This is a genomic window from Exiguobacterium sp. s78 (assembly GCF_018618985.1).
GTDB classification, from domain to species: Bacteria; Bacillota; Bacilli; order Exiguobacteriales; family Exiguobacteriaceae; genus Exiguobacterium_A; species Exiguobacterium_A abrahamii.
On sequence record NZ_JACSNB010000001.1, the window covers coordinates 138,757 to 155,250 of the forward strand.

Consider the following 16,494-nt stretch of genomic DNA (forward strand, 5'->3'; position numbering starts at 1 on the left):
CTCTCAGTTTTTGGTTTATTTGGTAGGTGTTTCTTGCCTGTTCTGAATAGCTTACGCAACGTCGGGTGATTTGGATTGCATAAAGTTTTAATTTTTTCAATGAGTTGTTGAAGTGATGTTTCGTGCCACCCAAGAACCGTTGATGCGTCGTTCTGGAAAGCTTACGCCGGACAGTTCAGTTTGGATTTAAAAAAGTGTAAAAAAACCGCAGAACGTGGGAAACTGTTTTTCGCCTTCCTTATATACACAAACTAAAATTTTTTAGAGGAATTGCCTGTCTGGTCGTGTTACACTAGTTGCGGAACACGTTTTGTAGCGAATTTGGAACTATTTAATACCAGGTACTAATATGCTATACTGTTCTCAGACTGAATCAATGAAAGGTGATCAAGATGGTACAAAACCAAACAGGCACGGATCAGCCAACGCGTGAACGCCTGAAGAAGAAGCAACAGGCTTCAAACCAGGAAACCGGCAATCCGGAGCACAAATCAGAGCGACGTCTTCGTGCATATTCGACACGCCGAGTTCCGATCATCGTACGTGTACTGATCGTTCTCGTTCTCATCGTCGTAGCACTGATCGTCGGCGCAATGGTGGGTTATGCGACGTTTGGTGGTGGCGAGGCAATGGATGTGTTAAAGCTCGACACATGGACCCGCATCACCGATTTTTGGATGAAATCTTAATTTAATCAGTGATGGGAGCTGTCGAATATGTATACGATCGAACAAATCAAGGAAGTCATTCCGCACCGGTATCCATTTTTACTCGTTGACCGCATTTTGGAAGTCGAAGAGGGAAAACGTGCCGTTGGTATCAAGAACGTCACGGCGAACGAAGAATTCTTCAATGGCCATTTCCCAGAATACAATGTCATGCCCGGCGTCTTGATTGTCGAAGCACTCGCCCAAGTCGGTGCCTTCGCCGTGCTAAAGATGGAAGAGAACCAAGGGAAGCTTGCCTTCTTCGCAGGAATTGAAGGATGCCGCTTCAAACGTCAAGTCGTGCCCGGGGATCAGCTCCGCCTCGAAGTCGAATTGACGAAGGTCCGCGGACCAATCGGTAAAGGTCGTGCCACAGCCACAGTCGATGGGGAAGTCGCCTGTGTCGCTGAACTGACGTTTGCTATGAAGTGAAGCGAACATGAAACGCTGGCTTCTCCCCCTCGCGATTTCCTTACTCGTCGTTCCTGGTTGTCAGCGCGCAGAACAAGCGAAGACCGCTTCCCCGACGGTCATCGTAGATCCCGTTAAGCGTGCAGGACAGACCGAGAACATTTCCGCTCAGGTCACTCTGACGGAAAATGACCGGATGCGTCTTGTTATCCGGACAGCGAATGACATTCGACTCGATGACCAACAGGTCGATATTCGGCTCGAAGTCGCCAATCAATCGATTCCGTTTCCGTTCGTCTCCTTCGAAGCGAAGAAGATGGGGGAAATCCGGACCTATACGTCCAATACGACGATTGAAAAAGAAGTCTTCGATGACCAACGTCTTCCGGTCCTCATCATTGATGCAGGAGCAGGGCGTGGGATCGAGATTCCGCTTGAAATCGTCAAATAAGACAGCATAGCGAGCTTCTAGCTCCATGTGCTGTCTTATTTTTGTTTGATTTCGGCTCGTCAGGGTACAAAAAACATATACAAAGGAGGAATCATTATGAATCACACGGTACAGCAACGACTGACAGATTGTATTCTTGCTTGTAATCATTGTTTTGATGCCTGTCTGAAGGAAGAACATGTCGGACATATGGCGAATTGTATTCGACTCGACCGGGATTGTGCGGATATCTGTAGCCTCTTGCTACAAGCAATCGCTCGAAACAGCTCGAATGTCGCGGTTCTTGCAAAGGCATGCCAGGAGATATGTGAAGCCTGTGCCGCTGAGTGTAGTAAACACGATCATGACCATTGCCAAGCGTGTGCGAAGGCGTGTACGGCATGTGCGCAAGCGTGTAGTCAGCTCGTCTAAGACCTTGTCTCTCGACAAGGCTTTTTTATTATAAAAAAATAGCAGGAATTCAAGATTTTTTCTGGTTATTTTTGGCGGATTTGTTTACTATTTAGGGAGGTAATATTAAATCACGATAGGAGCATACATACACTCATGAGAAAACTTAGCTTACTTTTGATGGCACTCGTCGTCGCGTTCGGACTGAAGTTACCGGTCTACGCAGAAACTGTCGAGTGGGACGTCACCGGGACGGGCACGGGTCCATATACGTTGACGTTTGAAGGCACAGGCATCGTTGATATCACGTCGGAGACGGCACTCGTCTTTGAAGATGGCGTGACAGGTGAAGACGTCAACATCGAAGAGACACCGGTCGTGACGTTCACGGCAGAGACGGCACCTGTCGTCAAGGTCGTCTCAGCAGATGGACAACGGACGATTCTTGTCCAGTTCGGTAAAGTTGTCACGCCAGAAGAGCCGAAGACAGAAGAACCAACTCCAGAGACACCAGTAACAGAAGAACCGGTTAAAGAAGATCCGGCAACGGATGAACCGACGACAGACGAACCGACACCGGAAGAGCCTGTGACGGAAGAACCGGTCAAGGAAGAGCCGACGACAGACGAGCCAGAGACAGGTGATGACGCGACACCGACACCAGTCGAGGTACCGACGACGGCAACGATCGAAGGAACGATCTGGTTCGATGAGAACGAAGACGGCATTCGCCAAGAGAAGGAAACACGTCTCGATGATGTCGTCGTCTATTTGATGGACCGGAATGAAGATGTCATCGATGAAGTATACACGAAGAATGGTCTATACAGCTTCAAGGATTTAAAACCAGGAACATATGAAGTCGAAGTCGACGGATATGACATGGGGTACTATTTCTATTCCGAGCAAAACGTTGGTGACGACCGGACGATCGACTCCGATGTCGATGAAGACTTTGGGATGAAGAAAGTCCGTCTCGTCGCAGGTCAGACGGAAGTGATCGACGCTGGGATTTACGGCGACGAAGAGCTCGACGGTGCGTTCGAGCATTGGTTAGCCGTTGTCAATTTCTTTGATGCAAACGGAAACCAACAGCCAGATTTTGATGAAGGAACACTTCCTGCGACGTATACGGTGACGGATGCGATCACAGGAAAGGACGTCTATCAGGAAAAGATCGCAAAAGATGATTTAATGATGCTCCAACTTGATCCGGGAACGTACACGATCAAGACGGAAGTCGCAGCGGGTTACACGGTCAAAGCGATGCATCACCTTGACATGGATGACTTGATGATGGATATGGACGAAGAGATGTATGAAGACTATGAGTCATTCGCTCAGCAAGCGAAAGCGATGAAACTGATGGCGAGCGATGAAGAAGCAATCTCGCCGGAAGAACAAGAGATGATTGATGAATTGTTGAAGTACTTCGAGCGAAAATCACCGGAAGCGGGTGTGACGATCGAAGACGGCAGCCTCGGTACGATTTTGCTCGCGGAAATCGCGAAAGCAGAACCGGTCGCAAAACCGACGCCAACACCAACGTCAACAGAAACATCTGTTCAGACAGTCGATTCGGCTGAAAAACAATCGAAACCTACGACAACGACAGCAACGGGCACATTACCACAAGCAGGTGAAGACAAGCCGTTCCCATATGCAGCAACGGGAGTAGGACTTGCTATCGTCGGCCTTTGGTTACTCGTTCGTCGGGGAGCATAACGATTAGAGACCTTCTATACGAGGGTCTCTTTTTTGATGTGTGTATACTTTGACACACACGCACACATGTGTGTATAGTAAAGGTACTACTAGAGGGAAAGAGGGATGACGATGTTAACGACAAAACAGATCAGTGAATTGTTACGTGTCTCAGAAGAAACGGTCCGTCGCTGGATTCGGACGGGCGAATTGCATGCCGAACAGGACGGAAAAGGGTATCTCGTCGATGAGTTGGCGCTGAAACGTCTCGTCGATGAGAAGTCGCAGATTCCAGGAACCGCGATGAACAAGATTCTCCCACTCATCCAAGATATGTTCGGACCGGAGGCGGCTCAGTTTGCGAAATCAAACTTGTTTGACCCACTCCGTCAATCGATGGAGCAAGCCCCTCCAAAGCCGGAAGCATCGAACGAGTCACTCGCAGAAGAACTCGATCGTCTAAAACGCAAAAAACGTCGTCTCGAACTTGAGCACGAACTGAAGTTGCTTGAGATTGAAGAGAAGATCGCAGCAATCGAACGGAAAGTTCAGTCCTGAACACGAAAAGCGATGTCCCCAATTGAGGAGACATCGCTTTTTTTCGTTCGACCATAAGAAAAACCCACTTCACGAGTCGGAAGGGGTTTTGTCGTTTGCTTGTTTCTTTTTACGGTACCAGTACCAGTAAGCAAGTCCCAGTCCAATTGGGATTGCAGCCAAGTACGGGTTAGCTTCGATGAAGCTGATCATCTCAAAGAGCGCGAACCATCCACTAATTAAACCGAGGATGAGTAAAATCGTCCGTAGTGCTTCGGGAAGCTTGCGGATCCGATACGCAATGAGACAGACGAGGCAAAAGATAATGATAGCCACGAGCATTCCTCCCATTCCCGTAATCCAGTATAGCGTATTCAGAAAGCTTTTTCGATGCACAAATCTTCTGCTCTCCCGTATAGTGGAGACAGAGAAACTATCGAAGGACGTGATGGAATGCAACTGACAGTGATTGGAACAGGATATGTCGGTCTCGTGACTGCAATTGGACTGGCGGAAAACGGACACCACGTAACGTGCGTTGACTTGAATGCTGAACGGATGGCGCAATTGACACGAGGGATCCCGCCGATTAAAGAAGAGGGGATCGAAGAAGCGCTAGTCGCGAATCAACAACGAATGACATTCACGACGGAATACCCAGTCGCAAAGACATATCTTGTCGCTGTCGGAACACCGGAGAAAGCGGACGGGAGTTGTGACTTGTCGGCAGTAGAAGCTGTCGTCGCTCATATTGAACGAATCGCACCAACTGCGGCTGTCATTATTAAATCGACAGTTCCACCTGGTACGACGATGCAACTAGCGATGCAGTATCCGACGCTACGCTTTGCGATGGTCCCTGAGTTTTTACGGGAGGGTACGGCTCTTGCTGATATGCGGAATCCTCATCGAGTCGTCATCGGAACCAACGATGACGATTTATCGCAAGAACTAGCGACATTATTTGCGACGACAGCACCTCTTGTTGCAGTCGACCCGACGACGGCTGAGTTAACGAAATATGCGGCGAATAGTTTTCTGGCAGTGAAAATCAGTTTTATCAATGAAATCGCGCGACTAGCGGATGCTGTTGGGGCTGACGTATCGGATGTTGCAAAAGGAATTGGTCTCGATCCACGGATTGGTTCCTCATTCTTGCGAGCTGGAGCCGGATACGGTGGATCATGTTTCCCGAAAGATATCGCAGCGCTTACGACGCTCGCTCGTGAACATGAGCAACAACTTCATGTCATTGAAGCAGCAGATAAAACGAATGAAGCTCAACTAGATTATGTCTTACAAAAAATCCAACCACGAACTGGGATGCGCGTGGCGCTACTCGGTCTCGCCTTTAAGCCAGGAACGGATGACTTACGAGACGCGCCAGCACTACGTCTCGCAACACGACTGGAGCAACTTGGCGTCAGTGTAACCGGCTATGATCCAGTTGCCCGGACGTTACTCGACCAAAAACAAACGGTAGAAGAAGCGCTGAAGGGTGCAGATGTCGCGGTCATCATGACGGAATGGGAAGAACTCCGCAATATTAAACCAGAGCAATTCGTTCGTCAGATGCGTCAACCACGTGTCGTTGATGGACGTAACTGTTGGTCATTCACGGATCAACCGGGAGATGTTCAATACGAAAGTATTGGAAGACCGGCTAAATCATTTTCGAACAATCGAACCGTTTGACCTGTCATGATAGGTGAGCCCCCCGCGGACTCACCTATTTTTGATGAAAAGGAGTAGACGCATGGTCATTGATTATTTCGCAGTCTTACCGAGTGGGAAAAAAGGCGCACTAGAGCCGCACTGTCTGACTCAAGGAACATGGTATCAGCGTATCAATGAGGAATTGTTTCGAGCCATCCATTATGGAGCCGGGATCATCCGAATCCGTGATAAAGGAGCGGAACTGCGGATTCCGATCGAGTTCGGATTCGGTTATGTCTTGCAGTACCTGCGTCAGTTCACGGAGGCAGAACGACAGGAAGGACGAAAACGTCATGTCTTGCAACGGCAGCTCGATTGGATTGGTCGCGGATTACCGATTGAACTCAAGCGACGTGGAGCGAAGATCGAAATGTGGGCCGATGATGTCCATCGCTTACACCGGGAATCGTTCCTCCGAGCAATCGAAAAAGCAGATCATTTCATCTCGTGAAATCGAAACTTTATTTTAGTAAAACGAAAATGAGACAAAAATATAATAAAATGTAAGCGTTTTCTTTAAAGGGGTGAATCCAAAATTTAATTTCCATGCACAGCCTATGTAAATATATTTTATTTTATTACTATTCACCTATTTTTTACAAAAAATCTATTGTAGCGTCTTTCCTAGTTTTGTATATTTGACCTGTAGCGTTTCTACCGATTCTCAAAAACGAAACGGTTGAACGTACGAATCTACAATCAGAAATGGCTTCTTGGAGCGATTTCGGCAGTTTCTTTAGTTCATCCCAATCGGATACATAATGGCTCACGAATGGATCGTCTTGATGATAGACGAAAAGTCGCACGTGAAACAGAACGTACTCCTCCTAAGACGACTAAAGAATTTTTTAACTGCTTTAAAGTAAAATATTTCTATATTTTACTTATATTGTAGATTTAAAATTGGGGTTTTCGCTTTTGATTTGTTAGAAAAGAGGAGGAATAGTAAACATGGGTTATTCGAAGAAAACGAACAAATTGTACGCTGCTGCAGCTGCGCTCGCAGTCACGGCGTCTGTCGTAGCACCGGTTGCTGCTGATGCAGCATCGAAGGTCTCGGTTAAATACATCTCTCCAATCTTGATGAAGCACGCTGGTGGTTCGAAATATGCAGTCAAGAAATTGACGCTTCCGACGAAAGTCAAAGTCAAACTTTCAAACGGCAAGTACGAAATGCGCTCAGTCAAATGGAGCGGTTCTGTCAAATTCGAAAAGAAATACATCAACAAATACCAAGTCCTTTACGGTAAGGTAGCAGGTACGACAAAGAAAGCTGTTCTTAAAGTCGAACTTCAAAACTACCCAGTTGATGTCCTCGAACCAGTCCTCGAGCCGGTCGCTGTTGGCGGAAAAGTTCAATTGCCAAGCACGATCAGCATCCAGTACAAATCAGGTATCATCGTTAAACGCCCAATCAGCAAGTTCAATCTCAAAACTCCATCGACTTCAAAAGCAGGAAAATATAAACTGGCTTACTCGTACAAAGGTGCTAACTCTGTCGTAACAGGTTACATCAACTACGAAGTCAAGGCAGCAAGCATCTCGAACGTCATGGGAAGCGTCGATGATCAGATGCTTTCAGTCAAAGCAGATGTCATGTACCCAGCAGTGGGCGCAGCGGCAGAACTCTTAATCTACCCAGGTAAAGACTTATCAACGACGCCAATCGTTGCAAAAGGAACGCTCTCGAAAGGGAAGTTCATGGCGTCGCAAGGTGGCATTCCAGAAGGAACGCACAGCTACGTCGTCAAAGTCGGCGATGTCAAATCAGCTCCGATGGACTTCACGATCGCAAACACGGTCCTCGCTTCAGCGAAAGCAATCGGCAAAGAGAAAGTCGAAGTTTCATTCTCGCGTGCCGTTGACTCTGTATCAGCAGACAACTTTAAAATCGCAGGTGCGACAGTCAAGTCAGCGACACTTAGCGCAGACAAGAAGTCAGCAGTTCTTGAAGTCGAAGGACTCGAGTACGGCATGGACTACTCAGTTGACGCAAAAGGCATCTTGATTGGTGGCGTTGCGAAAGACCTCGGTTCACTCAGCTTCATGACGCAAAGCGTCGAAAACATCTGGATGCTTGAAGTGACACCAAAAGCGTCTTCGATCCTTGCAAACGGATCAGACAACACGGAAGTCACATTCCAGTTGAAAAACAAAGCAACAGGTGAAGTCGATACGAAAGCAGACGATATCGTCTTGAAATTATCGACATCATTCGGTTCACTCGCGAAAGAACGCGTCACGATTCAAGATGGTAAAGCGACGGTTCTCTTGACGTCTGAGTTCAGCAACACAGACATCGAAGCAACAATCGACGCGCAAATCATCGAAACAGTCAACGGTGAGTACAAAGACTTGATCGGTAAGATCGATGGACAAGCGAAAGTCAAGTTCAGCACGGTCATGGTTACGCCAGCACCAGTTGAATTGATCAACGTCCTTGCAGCGGAATCGAACCAAGCGGATCGTGTGACGATCTTCCTCGATAAAGCGGTCTCACGTGATCTTCTCTTGAAATCGTTCGGTCTCGATAAGAAATTACCGACTGTTGACGAGAGCGAATACCTCGCAAACGACAACATCCAAATCGAGCAGTTCGACGGTTCGAAACGTGTTATCGGTATCAAATCGATTCCTTCGAATCCAAAAGCATTCGAATTGATCCTTGATAAAGAAACACCACTCCAAGACAACGCAACTGTTAAAGTACTTGCGAAAATCACAAGTAGCACGGATACAGAAGTGAAGTCAAAAGCAAGCTTCAAGTTGACGGATGCACGTCAGCCAGAAGTCACTTCGGTCAAATCAGTCGGTCTGAACCAACTTGAAGTGAAATTCTCTGAAGCGATCGCAGACGCGAAGTTCAAAATCGATGGTCAATACGGCGAGAAGTACTTCAAAGTCGAATACCTCGGATTTGATAACAAAACAGGCGTCGATCGCCGTGATACAGTCATCATCACGTTGAACGATGAGCAGATGATGATGGGTGCAAAAGCAGAAGAAGCTTACCCAGGACCGAAGAAAGGCTACTTCACGCCTGGTAAACACTCACTCCAGATCTGGAACGCGATGGACTTCGCAGCCCTTTCGGATGAGTCGAACATCGGAACGACACAAAACCTCGACTTCACAGTCGCTGCTGATACAGTCAAGCCGACAGCTGGTGTCGTTGTTGAGTCGCCAGAACAGTTCCGTATCATGTTCAGCAAACAGCTGAAAGGTCTTGATCTTGATGCGGTCAAAGCATTGCTTGCTTCGAAGAAGTTGAAACTCGAGCGTTACAACTCGAACACGAAGTTGTACGAAGACTTCAGCCAGTATGCTGATGTCACGTACTACGATGAAGAGACAGGCGAAGTTCTCCTCGAACTCAATAAGGACTGGACGGAAATCTACGATACAGTCAACACGAAAGAGAACTACTACAACGATAAGTTCAAACTTTCGCTCGCAAAAGATTCTGTCAAAGCAGAAGCAAACGGCGAGAAAAACGACGCGTTGTCGCTTGATCTCAACTATGCTGGTTCACCGCTCAACTCTCCAGATCTGAAGAGTGCGGAAATCACGACGATTGACCGTTACCTCTTGACGAACGACTTCACAGTCATGATGAGCGAGCCGGTTAAACTTCGTGGTCTTGATCAGTCGGATACACCACTCATCAACGCAGAAGGTACAGTACTTCCGCCAAAAACAACAGTTGAGTTCATCGGTAAAGATAAAAACGGTAAAACCGTTACGATCGATGGATCAGTCGTTGGTTACACGGATAGCTCAGATATGAACTTCCGCGTCGCTGCGAATGATAACCTTCAGTATCTCGTCGACAAAGAAGGATACGGCGAAGAGTGGAAAGTCGTCGTCAAGTCACTCTCTGACGATGTCGGAAACACTGTCGCTACAGCGACACACGACTTCAAAGTTTCGAAAACGCCAGTCACACCAGTGGCTTCGCCATTCGAAATCGCTAAAGTCACAGCTAACGCAAAAGATGAAAAAGACGTCATCCGTATCAAGTTCTCTGAAGGTGTTCAATACACTGGAATGTACGATGCAACGAACACTGCACAGTACACGTTGAACGGAAAAAATCTCCCAGTCGGCACAAGCATCTCGCTTGCAGATTCGGATGATGATATCACGAACGGTCTCGACATCGTTAAGATCAAAGTTCCAGAAGGGACACTTAAAACATTGTCGAACGTCATCACGGTCAACAAAGAGCTTCAGTCGTATGACAACTCTGTCTTGACTGGTGGTTACGAGAAAGCAGTTCTTCTCGGACTGAACTAAGAAATGCGAACCTCTTCCTACTTCGGTAGGAGGAGGTTTTTTCGAGGTATTAGCGCAATCGATTGCATTTTAAAAAACCTATTTACTTATTTTAAAAAAACGGGCGTATATTCATCATTATAAAATGTTAAATTATGTGATGTTATTTGGAAATTCAGGTATAAATATTTAAAAACATACAGAGATAAAGGAGATTTAATCCATGAGCAAAACAACAAAAGTATCTGCTGGGTTGTTAGCAGCAGTCGTCGCGACAAGTGGGCTCACATACGCATCCGAACGTGCCCAAGCATTCACAGCAGGTGAAAAACTCGACAACCGTGTCATTTTCCAAAGCTTTAGCCTTTTCCAACCGTATGAAAGTAACATGTACCGGACGCTTGCGAAAAAAGGAGATTTACTGAACGCGTGGGGCGTGACAGATGTCTGGCTTCCACCAGCGTATCGTTCATTTGATATGGCTCGTTATTTAGAAGGATATGCGATTGCCGATCGATATGACCTCGGTGAATTCCCGCAAGGACCGGGTGGTACGATTCCGACAAAGTACGGAAAAGCCTCACAACTCGAGATGATGGTCGATATGTTGCATGACGATAACATCAAAGTCCAAATGGATCTCGTACCGAACCAAATGCTTGGTCTAAGTCAACGGGAAGCGGTTTACGTTCGTCGTGCGACAGGTTCAGGTAAACCGTTCGCGAATCCATTCACAGGTGGCGAAACGACGAAGACCCTTGCGACTCCTTACCTCGCTTACACAAAAGGTGGCGGTATGGGGCAAGCGAAATATGGCTACATCAAAGAATGGAACAAATCATATCTCAACGGAACCTCTCTTCAAGGGCAGGGGCTTGGACGGATCATGACAGACCAAGACGGGAAAGCATATCGTTTCTTTGGTGTCGATCACGCAGACAACTATTTACCAGAATGGTTGCTTGAAGCGGCAAAAACGGGACATATCAACACGGTCGATTCATATCTTGCGACAGATGGCTGGTATGAAGTATCGCCAGATAACTGGAAGCCAATGTTGACGCAGTATACAAAAGATACAGGCTACCTTCCGTTCATGCTCAAGAATGGCTTTGCATCAAAAGAAGTATTGTTAGCATCTGGGGATAATGGAAAAATTGCAGATTTAACAAATCAATACATGAGTACAAAAGCGGAGTATGGTTACGGTTCGGAAGAACGTTCGTTCCAAAACGATAACTCAGGAATCGATACAGAAGATCAGTTCCTCTTCGTCGATGAAAAGGGAACGCCGACGCAGACGATCAACAACACGATGGCAAGAAATGATGAATTCCTAGTCGGCGTTGACCTCGCGAACTCGAACCCGGAAGTCATCAAGGAGCAGAAAAACTGGATGAAGTGGATGCTTGAAACGTATAAGTTCGACGGATTCCGAATTGATGCGGCGTCGCACTATGATACAGCGATTCTCAAAGCAGAAGCGGAAATTTCGAAAGCGCATTTCGGAAAACAAGATTACTTGAGCTATATTGAAAGCTATAAAGCATCTCAACGTTCATACATGAAAGCAAACAACAACGAACAACTCATCATGGACTCTGATTTGTACTTCACATTACGTTCGGCACTAAAAGCTTCGCAAAAACGTCCACTTCGTGATCTTACGAAACTTTCAGTCGTAGACCGTGAAGGTTATGGAGCGACGGATGTTCAACCGAACTGGTCGTTCGTCAATAACCATGACCAAGAGAAAAACCGCGTCAACCAAATCATGCTCGATATGTTTGGCATCAAGGCTGGTGCTCAATACAGTAAAACGGATCAGCCGAAGTCGTTTGAGAAGCTGTACACGAAAGAAAAAGAAGCAGAAGCATTGGCAATCTACAACAAAGAGCTTGCTAGTCCGACAAAGAAATACTCGACGGAAAACATCGTCGCGCAATACGCGTTCCTTCTTTCGAACAAAAACACGGTGCCAACGGTCTACTACGGTGATCTCTACCAGACGGATGCATCGTACATGTCGAAAACGACACCGTACTATGATGAAATCACGAATCTCCTAAAAGTCCGTAAACAGTATGCGTATGGTAAACAACACGTTGCGTACCACACGTCGAACACGTCAAAAGAAGCGGGTAAAGACTTGATCTCAAGCGTCCGTTTCGGAAAAGACCGCAACACAGGTGTCGCGACAGTCATCGGGAAAAACGCAGCGCTTGATACGACAGTTCAAGTCAACATGGGTAAAACACACGCGAACCAAGTCTTCGTCGATGCTAGTGGCGTCACGAACACGAAACTCGTCACAGATAAGAACGGTATCTTGACGGTTCCAGTCAAAGGCATCAAAACAGCTGAAGTCAACGGTTACGTCGGCGTCTTCGTTCCACAAGCAACAAAGGCACCAGTCGCAACGACCAAAGCCGGTGCAGTTTATCAAGGAAAAGCACTCGACTTGAAAACGACAGTCGCGAACACGACATCAGCAGTTGCGTCAACACGCTACCGTGTCCTTGATACGAAAAAAGCGACAGTTGATTCAAAAGGTCGCCTGACAGGTAAAGCAACAGGTAAGACGACGGTTGAAGCAACAGTTACGTTAAAAGACGGTTTTGTCTTGAAAACAGTTTTACCGATCGAAACAAAAGCAAACAGCGTCACGCTGAAAGCAACAAAAGCAACACTCAAGAAGAACCAGACGACACGTATCGCGTATACGTCAGCAACGGATAAGATCAAATCTGTTCAGTATACATCAGCAAACAAAAAAGTCGCGCAAGTCTCGTCACGTGGTAACGTAAAAGGAATCAAAGCAGGTAAGACGACGATCCGTGTCACATACACGACAGTAGGAAACTACAAAGTCGTCAAAACATTCACAGTCACAGTCAAGTAATATTAGACATCACTCTCCCTGCGAGAGTGATGTTTTTTTGATTCACATCAATGTTTTACTATATTCCACATAATTCCATCTAATCCGGGTATTAGTAAGAAAGACCTAGAGGGAGGAACAATGATGCGAACATGGATAGCAGGGAGCTTAGCACTTGGTTTGATCTGTAGTACGGTACCAGTCAATGCGTTTGAAAAGCAGGAAACGATTCGTCCGGCAACACTAATGAAGGCAAAGGAAGTCCCCACGTTTTCGAAACAAGCCGGCAGCGCCTTAACAGGTCGCTTTGACTCGGATGGATTTGCGGTCTGGTATTTTGATGCGAAGAATTTTGTCGCAAAAGGAACGCACTTTGAGTTCGAGCTCGACTACGATACGTACGGAACGATGTTCGCCAGTAAAGCGGACGCGGAAGCAGGTCGCGTCTACAACCGCTACTATCAAGTTACGGGTGATACACTCTACTTCCCACTCAGTTGGAGCGGACGCCAATACTTAGTTCTCGAAGGCTATCCGGGCGATCGTTATTCTGTTCCTGCCTACATCTCACGTTACGAACCGATCGAGGAATCGATGACAGCTGCCGTCAAAGCAGTCAAACCAGCGTTACTTGTTCAGACACGTCCTGGTGCAATGCGGGCGCAATCGTTCGGTGCCTCAAAAGTCGAACCACTAGCGTCTGAGCTTCGCATCGAACGACTCGTCTATAATTCCTATGCTGACGCTGAAGCAGCGAAGAAAAAGTTCGAGCGATCGAATAGCGTTGCGTTCGCAGAGTTCGACGCACCGATCCAAGCCTTCAGTATCGACGCCTATCAAAAACATCAGTGGTCGCTGCAGAACACGGGACAAAAGAAGGGACTGAAGGGAGCAGACATCGGCTTCGTCGCCATGCAAAAACGCATCAAAGGCAAGAAGCTGTCTGCAACGAAAGTCGCAGTCCTCGACTCCGGCATCAATCCAACGTATGCCGACTTCGCTGGTAAAGTCCGGATGGATCTCGGCTATGATTTCATCAATGGCGATAAGACAGCCTGGGATGATAACGGACACGGTTCACACGTCGCCGGGATCATTGCAGCAGGTGGAAATAATACGTACGGGATGACCGGTATCAATCCGATGACGACGTTGATTCCAATTAAGGTGCTCGATGAGTCAGGGGCTGGTTCGGTCTCGGGACTCGTCAAAGGCATCCAGCATGCGACAAAACAAGGTACCCGAGTCATCAATATGAGTCTCGGTGGTAGTTCTTCTTCGAAATCGATCGAGTCGGCATTAGCCGCAGCGGTCAAGAAGAACATCCTGATCGTCGCTGCTTCCGGGAACGAAGGACGCGGAACGGTCGCATATCCGGCCCGTTCGAAATATGTCTTGTCGGTCGGTGCAACCGGACGAAAGGATACAAAAGCGTCGTTCTCGAATTATGGAACGGGTCTAGACCTCGTCGCTCCCGGCGTCTCGATTCCAAGCTACCTCGCAGATGGAGAGTTGTTATATGGAAGTGGGACTTCGATGGCGACGCCACACGTCGCAGGTGTCGCGAGTCTTATGATCAGTCTGAAGCCTTCTTTGAAGGCAGGTAGTGTGGAAAGTATCCTCAAGAAATCAGCGAAGGATCTCGGTAAAAAAGGCTATGATACGAGTTATGGTGCCGGTCGTTTGAATGCCGATAACGCCGTCAAACTGATCCCTTAATGCAGTCAAGAAGTCCTGTGCGAACAGGGCTTCTTTTTTTCAGTCAATTCATTGATTGATAGAGGTAAAAAGAACTAGGAAAATCAATTTTTTCCATTATAATGAAAAAGGATACAACGATAAGGAGTGAAATCAAATGAAAAAGGTCATCGTCAGTGCTCTCCTCGTGAGTGCATTTGGTACATATACATGGGATACGACAGAGGCAGCGACAACGGCGAAAAAAGTCCCAGCCATCGAAGCCAAAACGAAAAAAGGCTACATCAAAGGAACGTTCGATGCGAGCGGGAAAGCCTTGTTCTATTTTGATACGAAGACGTATCTGTCAGGTGGAACACACTTGAAGTTCGCCTTTGACGCTTCCAAAAAAGCGACCGTTTATACGTCGCAGACGGAATACAAACAAAAAGATCCATATGCGCGGTATGCGAATAGTAAAAAGACACTCTTTTTCCCACTGACATGGAGTGGACGACAATACATCGAAGTGACGGGAACGAAGAATAAAGCATTTACGATTCCCTATAAACTCGAACGCCTCGAACCCATTCGCGAATACGCGACAAAATCAACGACAACCGGACAAGCGACGAGTCTCGTCGTCCGTCTGAACGGGGCGACGAAAGCAAGTACGTTGTCACAGACGTCACGGGCTACTGATCACGAAACGATTGACAGTACGCTACGGCTCGAGAAGTTCTCCTACAACAGCTTCATCCAAGCGATGGCAGCTAAACGGCAACTCGAAAAAATGAAGGGCGTGCGTTACGTCGAACTCGATCAACCGATGAAGTTACTCAGCACCGATCCGTTCCAGTCCGTCCAGTGGGCATTAAAAAACACCGGACAACGCGGAGGCGTCAAAGGAGCGGACATCGGTTATCACGCGATGGTCAAGCGGATTGCCAACAAGTCACGTTCAACCGTTCGTGTGGCAGTCGTCGATACGGGGATCAATCCGACCTATGCGGATTTCGCCGGACGCGTCCGGATGGATCTCGGATATGATTTTGTTCATAAACGTCAACTTGCTTACGATGATCACGGGCACGGAACACACGTTGCCGGTGTCATTGCTGCAACATCAAACAATGGGTATGGGATGACGGGGATCAACGATCGAGTAAGCATCATTCCGATCAAGGTCATCTCGCGCAATAACTATGCGTCGAACTCGAATATCGCTAAAGGTATTCTGTTCGCTGTAAAACAAAAAGCAAAAGTCATCAACTTGAGTCTTGGTGGTGGCGGTGTTTCCTTAGCGATTGAAGATGCGCTAGCGGAAGCACGCAAGAAAGGAATCTTCGTTGCAGCAGCAACCGGCAATGAAGGCGCGTCGAAACTGTCCTATCCGGCACGCTCGAAATATGCGTTCTCAGTCGGGGCGACGAACCGATTCGATAAACGAGCGTCGTTCTCGAACTACGGCGAAGGACTCGATCTCGTCGCACCAGGGCAAGATATCGCGAGTTATTTACAAGACGGCGAATCGATCTTTTGGAGTGGCACATCGATGGCGACACCGCATGTCGCCGGCGTCGCGAGTGTCCTCTATAGCTTAAAGCCAAGTATCAAAGTGATGGACGTCGAATCGATTCTTCGTAAGTCAGCGAAGGACCTCGGCAAAAAAGGCCGTGACACGACGTACGGGTATGGTCGCTTGAATGCTGATCGTGCCGTCCAACTCGTGAAATAAGGAAAGT

At 47.3% G+C, this 16,494-nt stretch carries 13 protein-coding genes; 12 read left to right on the plus strand and 1 reads right to left on the minus strand.

Translation table 11 applies throughout. The features are described 5' to 3' along the window. The first annotated feature begins 392 nt into the window (after window positions 1–392). The 6 genes from KNQ18_RS00720 to KNQ18_RS00745 all read left to right on the plus strand — a co-directional run bounded on the left by KNQ18_RS00720 (window position 393) and on the right by KNQ18_RS00745 (window position 4,221). On the plus strand, window positions 393–689 hold the full coding sequence (locus KNQ18_RS00720; protein WP_029342717.1) for a DNA-directed RNA polymerase subunit beta: 297 nt from the start codon (window positions 393–395) through the stop codon (window positions 687–689). A gap of 27 nt (window positions 690–716) precedes the next feature. Then, window positions 717–1,139 (plus strand): 3-hydroxyacyl-ACP dehydratase FabZ, encoded by a 423-nt coding sequence (gene fabZ / locus KNQ18_RS00725; protein ID WP_029342716.1) that lies wholly within the window; start codon window positions 717–719, stop codon window positions 1,137–1,139. A gap of 7 nt (window positions 1,140–1,146) precedes the next feature. Further along, window positions 1,147–1,569 (plus strand): hypothetical protein, encoded by a 423-nt coding sequence (locus tag KNQ18_RS00730; RefSeq protein ID WP_029342715.1) that lies wholly within the window; start codon window positions 1,147–1,149, stop codon window positions 1,567–1,569. Between the two features lie 96 nt (window positions 1,570–1,665). Continuing rightward, window positions 1,666–1,980 (plus strand): four-helix bundle copper-binding protein, encoded by a 315-nt coding sequence (locus KNQ18_RS00735; protein WP_214771627.1) that lies wholly within the window; start codon window positions 1,666–1,668, stop codon window positions 1,978–1,980. 135 nt (window positions 1,981–2,115) lie between these two features. Further along, window positions 2,116–3,684: an SdrD B-like domain-containing protein gene (locus KNQ18_RS00740; protein ID WP_214771625.1), complete on the plus strand. Its 1,569-nt coding sequence runs from the start codon at window positions 2,116–2,118 to the stop codon at window positions 3,682–3,684. 111 nt (window positions 3,685–3,795) lie between these two features. After that, on the plus strand, window positions 3,796–4,221 hold the full coding sequence (locus KNQ18_RS00745) for a helix-turn-helix domain-containing protein (protein ID WP_029342712.1): 426 nt from the start codon (window positions 3,796–3,798) through the stop codon (window positions 4,219–4,221). 69 nt (window positions 4,222–4,290) lie between these two features. Here KNQ18_RS00745 and KNQ18_RS00750 read toward each other — a convergent pair whose 3' ends face one another. Next, window positions 4,291–4,542 carry a hypothetical protein gene (locus KNQ18_RS00750; RefSeq protein WP_230088487.1) on the minus strand — a complete coding sequence of 84 codons (252 nt, stop codon included), beginning with the start codon at window positions 4,540–4,542 and terminating at the stop codon, window positions 4,291–4,293. 111 nt (window positions 4,543–4,653) lie between these two features. Here KNQ18_RS00750 and KNQ18_RS00755 point away from each other — a divergent pair, with 111 nt between their 5' ends. From KNQ18_RS00755 to KNQ18_RS00780, 6 genes are all read left to right on the plus strand, one after another. Further along, on the plus strand, window positions 4,654–5,895 hold the full coding sequence (locus KNQ18_RS00755; RefSeq protein ID WP_214771622.1) for a UDP-glucose dehydrogenase family protein: 1,242 nt from the start codon (window positions 4,654–4,656) through the stop codon (window positions 5,893–5,895). A 61-nt stretch (window positions 5,896–5,956) separates the two neighbouring features. Beyond that, on the plus strand, window positions 5,957–6,367 hold the full coding sequence (locus tag KNQ18_RS00760) for a hypothetical protein (RefSeq protein ID WP_214771619.1): 411 nt from the start codon (window positions 5,957–5,959) through the stop codon (window positions 6,365–6,367). A 500-nt stretch (window positions 6,368–6,867) separates the two neighbouring features. Next, window positions 6,868–10,212 carry a hypothetical protein gene (locus KNQ18_RS00765; protein WP_214771617.1) on the plus strand — a complete coding sequence of 1,115 codons (3,345 nt, stop codon included), beginning with the start codon at window positions 6,868–6,870 and terminating at the stop codon, window positions 10,210–10,212. A 202-nt stretch (window positions 10,213–10,414) separates the two neighbouring features. Then, window positions 10,415–13,093 carry a glycoside hydrolase family 70 protein gene (locus KNQ18_RS00770; protein ID WP_214771614.1) on the plus strand — a complete coding sequence of 893 codons (2,679 nt, stop codon included), beginning with the start codon at window positions 10,415–10,417 and terminating at the stop codon, window positions 13,091–13,093. Between the two features lie 123 nt (window positions 13,094–13,216). Beyond that, window positions 13,217–14,791 (plus strand): S8 family peptidase, encoded by a 1,575-nt coding sequence (locus KNQ18_RS00775; protein ID WP_214771612.1) that lies wholly within the window; start codon window positions 13,217–13,219, stop codon window positions 14,789–14,791. 136 nt (window positions 14,792–14,927) lie between these two features. Continuing rightward, window positions 14,928–16,487: a S8 family peptidase gene (locus KNQ18_RS00780; protein ID WP_214724112.1), complete on the plus strand. Its 1,560-nt coding sequence runs from the start codon at window positions 14,928–14,930 to the stop codon at window positions 16,485–16,487. Window positions 16,488–16,494: the final 7 nt, after the last annotated feature.

Excerpts from the sequence above, each read along its gene's own strand:
- KNQ18_RS00720 (WP_029342717.1), top strand. The coding sequence starts at position 393 with ATGGTACAAAACCAAACAGGCACGGATCAGCCAACGCGTGAACGCCTG.
- fabZ (WP_029342716.1), top strand. The coding sequence starts at position 717 with ATGTATACGATCGAACAAATCAAGGAAGTCATTCCGCACCGGTATCCA.
- KNQ18_RS00730 (WP_029342715.1), top strand. The coding sequence starts at position 1,147 with ATGAAACGCTGGCTTCTCCCCCTCGCGATTTCCTTACTCGTCGTTCCT.
- KNQ18_RS00735 (WP_214771627.1), top strand. The coding sequence starts at position 1,666 with ATGAATCACACGGTACAGCAACGACTGACAGATTGTATTCTTGCTTGT.
- KNQ18_RS00740 (WP_214771625.1), top strand. The coding sequence starts at position 2,116 with ATGAGAAAACTTAGCTTACTTTTGATGGCACTCGTCGTCGCGTTCGGA.
- KNQ18_RS00745 (WP_029342712.1), top strand. The coding sequence starts at position 3,796 with ATGTTAACGACAAAACAGATCAGTGAATTGTTACGTGTCTCAGAAGAA.
- KNQ18_RS00750 (WP_230088487.1), bottom strand. The coding sequence starts at position 4,542 with ATGCTCGTGGCTATCATTATCTTTTGCCTCGTCTGTCTCATTGCGTAT.
- KNQ18_RS00755 (WP_214771622.1), top strand. The coding sequence starts at position 4,654 with ATGCAACTGACAGTGATTGGAACAGGATATGTCGGTCTCGTGACTGCA.
- KNQ18_RS00760 (WP_214771619.1), top strand. The coding sequence starts at position 5,957 with ATGGTCATTGATTATTTCGCAGTCTTACCGAGTGGGAAAAAAGGCGCA.
- KNQ18_RS00765 (WP_214771617.1), top strand. The coding sequence starts at position 6,868 with ATGGGTTATTCGAAGAAAACGAACAAATTGTACGCTGCTGCAGCTGCG.
- KNQ18_RS00770 (WP_214771614.1), top strand. The coding sequence starts at position 10,415 with ATGAGCAAAACAACAAAAGTATCTGCTGGGTTGTTAGCAGCAGTCGTC.
- KNQ18_RS00775 (WP_214771612.1), top strand. The coding sequence starts at position 13,217 with ATGCGAACATGGATAGCAGGGAGCTTAGCACTTGGTTTGATCTGTAGT.
- KNQ18_RS00780 (WP_214724112.1), top strand. The coding sequence starts at position 14,928 with ATGAAAAAGGTCATCGTCAGTGCTCTCCTCGTGAGTGCATTTGGTACA.